The sequence below is a fragment of the Streptomyces sp. NPDC006430 genome (genome assembly GCF_040612395.1).
Classification (GTDB): Bacteria; Actinomycetota; Actinomycetes; order Streptomycetales; family Streptomycetaceae; genus Streptomyces.
In genome coordinates this window covers 1-5,236 of sequence record NZ_JBEXQA010000082.1, presented here as the reverse complement: position 1 = coordinate 5,236, position 5,236 = coordinate 1, and the positions used below count along the sequence as shown (strand labels likewise).

Below are 5,236 nucleotides of genomic sequence, written 5' to 3'. Positions count from 1 at the left end.
GGCCTGCCGCCCCCTTACGAAGGGGGCGGCAGGCCACCGCCATGTCGTCGTGTGCGGGCCCGGTCTACCCGTGCCTACTGAATGCGGATGGCAGGGGTATCCGGAGAACAGCCGGGACGGCCGTCGTGACGCAGCAGGGGACCTCAGCAGGGGACCTGCTCACCTCCACGATCGACGACCGTCCCGGTCCCGCATTCGATCCGGTTGCGTGAAGCAGCGAAAGCGGGGCAGACGAAATCCAGGCGGAAACGCAGGACCCGCCACAACGATGAACGGAACAAGGAGGATCGGCAGGGAAATCATTTCCCCGCCGCCCCCCGCTGACCGAGGAGTTGTTTTCGCGTGACTGAGCATGTGTGGAGTTACAGGTCGACCTCGGGCCACCTGGCCGGTACGGACCTGACCGGCTACAAGGTCGAGGCGACCGACGGGAGCATCGGCAAGGTCGACAAGCACTCCGAAGAGGTCGGTGACGCCTACCTGGTCGTGGACACCGGTGTATGGATCTTCGGCAAGGAGGTCCTCCTCCCGGCGAGCACGGTCGTCAGGATCGACACGGAGGACAAGAAGGTCCTCGTCGACCGGACCAGGGAACAGATCAAGAACGCGCCCGAGTTCCACCGGGACAAGCACCTCGGCGACGCCGGATACCGGGCAGAGTTGGGCACCTACTACGGCACCGGCGCCCCCTTCGGCGGTCGCCCCGCCTGATCCTGTCCGCGCATGATGATGCTGGTCCCGGCACCCCGTGGTGCCGGGACCAGCATCATCATGCGCGGGTACGCGACGATCCGCATGCCGTCGTCGAGCGCGCTCGGCTGCCCATCGGACCAACGCCACTGGCCGCGCGGGCCCGGTCCGTACAGGGTCAACCGCCGAATCACCCTGTGCGTCAGCCGCTCGCGCGGCGCCAGGGGATCTCGGCCCACACCTGCTTGCCGCCGCTGAGCGGCACCGAGCCCCAGGCCGTCGTCGTCGCCTCGACGATGAGCAGCCCGCGACCGCCGGTCGACTCCCAGCTCACCGACACCGGTTTGACGGGACTGCGCGGCGACGCGTCGTTCACCGCGATCCGCAGCCGGTCCTCCGACAGGATCAGATCCATCCCCACCTCGCCCTGCGTGTGCGCGATGGCGTTGGTGACCAGCTCGGACACGACCAGCAGAGCTACGTCGAGTTCCTCCACCACGCCCCAGGACCGCAGGGTGCGCGCGGTGAAGCGGCGCGCGTGCATGACCGCGTTGGGCAGCCGCCACACCGTCCAGTGGCTCCGCATCGGCCGGCCCAGTGTGCCGTCGTAGCGCAGCAACAGCAATGCCACATCGTCGTCGCGGAGGCCCACACCGAGGACCAACTCGTCGGCGACCCCTCCGACATCGGCCGGGTCGGCCGCGGCGAGCACATCGCACACCCGACGCACGCCCTCCTCCAGCGGCATCCTGGCGGACTCGACCAGGCCGTCCGTCAGCAGGATGAGCAGGGTGCCGGGCAGCAGCCCCGCCTCGGTCATGGGGAATTGGGCTTCGGCGAGCACTCCCAACGGAGGCCCGCCCTCGACCGCCATCTCCTCTGTGACACCGTCGGGATGGCGCAGTATCGGCGGCAGATGACCGGCCCGTACCACCCTGGCGATGCCCTCCTCCATGTCCAGGTCCACATACCCGCAGGTGGCGAAGAGATCGGTCTCCATGCCGACGAGCAGACGGTTGGCCCGGGCGACCACCACATCGGGCGGGTGGCCCTCCACCGCGTAGGCCCTGACCGCCGTTCGCATCTGGCCCATGATGGTGGCGGCCCCCGCGCTGTGCCCCTGTACGTCCCCGATGACGAACGCCACATGACCGTCACTGAGCGGAATGACGTCATACCAGTCGCCGCCGACCTCGAGTCCCGCCGTCGCGGGCAGGTAGCGGGCGACAGCGACCCCGCCCGGCAGCTCCGGGAGCTTACGGGGCAGCAGACTGCGTTGGAGCATGGTGGCGAGTTCGTGCCTCGCATCGAGTGCGTGGGCGCGCAGCAACGCCTGCCCCGCCAGCCCCGCGGTCGCCGTCAGCAGTGACCGCTCCTCCGGTCCGAACCGGTGCTCCGCGTCCCACCCCACCAAACACACCCCGACGATCCGGCCCTCGGCGGGCAGCGGCAGCACGGCGAGACCGCCGGTCCCGACGCCCAGGAGACCGGGTTCGAGAGCCGCGCCCGGCGGCCACAGACTCATGTGCCCCCCACGCAGCGCACTCTGCAGGGTGGGCAGGCCGCTGAGCGACACGTCAGGCCACTCGGACCGCCATTCCGAGCGCCAGACCTCGGGCCAGGCATCCGGCTCCGGAGGGTCGAGGGCGGTGACGATGAGCCGCTCGGGTTCCAGTTCGCCGACCGCGACCCGGGCGGCGCCGAGCGGCTCGCGCAGGGCGGTGACCACCAGCCGGCTGACCTCTCGGATGGTCGCTGCTCCCGCCAGTGTGGCCGACAGCCGCTGCACGAGGGATACGTCGTCTGCGCTGGGGCGCAGATAGGTGGCATCGGCCACCACCCCCAGGACGCGCTGCGGCCTGCCATCGGAGTCCACCTCTACGCGGCAGCGCAGCCCCAGCCAGCGCAGCTCGCCGTTCGGGCGGCGGATACGGAACGCCAGCTGCTGGTCGGCGGCGGCCAGCTGGTCCGGCTCCACGATCGCCATCAGTGCGGGCATGTCGTCGGGAACGGCGCAGGCAAGCAGGGTCTCCACCTGCCCGTCGAACTGCTCGGGAGGCAGACCGAGCAGTTCCAGCACGTGCGCGTGGGCCTCCATGCGGCCGGTGCGCAGTTCCAGGATGAAAGCGCCGCCGTGGTGAGGCACCAGGGACTGCCCCAGATGCGCCTGCGGGGCTTTGCGTCCGGCGAAGCGCACGGCGGCGGATTCGAGTCCGGCGGCCACCTGATCGGCGTAAAGCTCCAGAAGGCTGCGGTCGTCGGCGCTGAAGCCGTCGCCGACGTCCCCGGCGACGATCAGGCAGCCGAGCTCCTGGTCTCCATGCCCCAGCGGCAGCGCACCCAGCGAGATCCTGGACGGCGCGTCGGGCGCACCGTGCCGGACCCGGGTGGGGACGTGGTGGGGATCGTCCTCGATGAACGTGGCGAGTTCCTTGGAAGTCAGCCACAGCGGACGGCGGGAGCGGAAGGCATTGGCGGCGGGCGAATGGCCGGCCACGGCGAGGATCGCGGGCAGCCCGTAGAGGACGCCTCGGTTTCCGATCAGCTCGGCCAGATGGAGTTCCCTGCCCTGGTCGGCGACCACATAGACAGCGGCGAGCTCCGCCCCGCAGAAGGCAAAGCGTTGACTGGTCACCGTCTGTATCGCTCCTCCCGAAGGGCATCCTGCCGACCGACCTCTCTCCATGCTGTCGCGCCCAGGGCGGTCCGGGCGAGTCGGAACGCAAGCCGGAGAGGCCGGTGCCGCCTCACGCTGCGTGGACGCGTGCCGTAACCGGACGGGGCGAACACGGCCGGCGTACGACGATCAAGGCTGGATGCGGCCCTTGGAGTCGCGGCAGACGGGGCCGGGTGCGGCCGAGGCCGGTGCGGGATCGTGGCGTACGCCTCGGGGAGCCGGGCGGCGAGCTCGACCCGCACGGGGCCAACCAAGGTGTGCAACCAGCCAGCACGGCCAGGACTGCGCGGGCACCCGTGCGGCTTCCGCCTCCGTCCTCGATGAACCCTTGGCCGGCCCGAGCCGATGTCGCGTGTGGCATTCGGCAGATATTGAGTCGACCCTTGTCAACTTTATTGCCGCGCGCTATAGAGGAAGTGTCGCCACGGCCCGGCCGACGGCTGTACCCATGGGCGCCTTCGGCGAAGGTGATGCCTTCGTCGTCCCCGCCTCGGGTGACGCCAGTGAGGTGCTGTCGCGGAGCGCCCCGCAGACGAGTTCAGCCGGCAGCCGTTCCTCGGGGAGACACTGGACACCTACCGCATCGAGGCCTCCTACCAGGCCCGGCGCGGTGCGGCTGACCATTCCGGTCGCAGAGGAGGCCAAGCCTTGGAAGATCGAGATCAGGGCCGCAGAGGGCTCGCCCAAGGAGATCAACGCCTCCCCCGGGCCGCCCGGCGAAGTGAGCGGTCGAAAGGCGCATTGATCTGAGAGGAGTGCATGATGGCACGCGCAGTCGGAATCGACCTGGGCACCACCAACTCCGTCGTCGCAGTCCTGGAGGGCGGCGAGCCCACGGTCATCACCAACACCGAAGGAAACAGGACCACCCCCTCCGTGGTGGCCTTCGGCAAAGGCGGAGAAGTCCTGGTCGGAGAGATCGCCAAGCGGCAGGCGGTGACGAACGTCGATCGCACCGCACGGTCGGTCAAGCGCCACGTGGGGGAATCGGACTGGCACTTCCCGGAAGCCGGCGACATCGACGGCAAGCGGTACACGGCTCAGGAGATCTCGGCGCGCGTCCTGCAGAAACTCAAGCGTGACGCCGAGGCCTATCTCGGCGAAGACGTCACGGACGCCGTGATCACCGTTCCGGCGTACTTCAACGACTCCCAGCGCACCGCGACGAAGGAGGCCGGTGAGATCGCAGGGCTGAAGGTGCTGCGGATCATCAACGAGCCGACGTCCGCCGCCCTGGCGTACGGACTGGACAAGGAGAACGACCAGACGATCCTCGTCTTCGACCTCGGCGGTGGCACCTTCGACGTGTCGCTCCTGGAGATCGGCGAGGGGCTGGTGGAGGTCAAGTCCACCAACGGTGACACCCACCTCGGCGGCGACGACTGGGACCAGAAGATCGTCGATCACCTGGTGAAGCAGTTCCAGAACGCCTACGGCATCGACCTGTCGAAGGACAAGATGGCACTCCAGCGTCTGCGCGAAACGGCGGAGAAGGCGAAGATCGAACTCTCTGCCGTGACCGAGACGACGATCAACCTGCCCTACATCACGGCGTCCGCCGAGGGCCCGCTGCACCTGGACGAGAAGCTCACCCGCACCCAGTTCGAGCAGCTGACTGCTGACCTGCTGGAGCGCTGCAAGGCGCCGTTCCACAACGCGGTCAAGGACGCGAAGATCAAGGTCTCGGACATCGACCACGTCATCCTGGTCGGCGGGTCCACCCGTATGCCGGCCGTCACCGAACTCGTCAGGGAGCTGACCGGCAAGGATCCGCACAAGGGCGTCAACCCGGACGAGGTCGTCGCCATCGGCGCCACCCTCCAGGCCGGTGTCCTCAAGGGTGAGGTCAAGGACGTCCTGCTCCTCGAC

At 68.9% G+C, this 5,236-nt stretch carries 3 protein-coding genes; 2 read left to right on the top strand and 1 reads right to left on the bottom strand.

The window, feature by feature from the left end; genetic code table 11:
* Positions 1-342: 342 nt before the first annotated feature.
* On the top strand, positions 343-711 hold the full coding sequence (locus ABZZ20_RS36530) for a PRC-barrel domain-containing protein (protein ID WP_356877313.1): 369 nt from the start codon (positions 343-345) through the stop codon (positions 709-711).
* Positions 712-892: 181 nt separating this feature from the next.
* Here the strand turns inward: ABZZ20_RS36530 and ABZZ20_RS36525 are convergent, their stop codons facing one another.
* Complete coding sequence (locus tag ABZZ20_RS36525) at positions 893-3,325, bottom strand: SpoIIE family protein phosphatase (protein ID WP_356877311.1); 2,433 nt, start codon at positions 3,323-3,325, stop codon at positions 893-895.
* An 804-nt stretch (positions 3,326-4,129) separates the two neighbouring features.
* Here ABZZ20_RS36525 and ABZZ20_RS36520 point away from each other — a divergent pair.
* The coding region (locus ABZZ20_RS36520; RefSeq protein WP_356877315.1) for an Hsp70 family protein at positions 4,130-5,236 on the top strand (1,107 nt) is incomplete at its 3' end.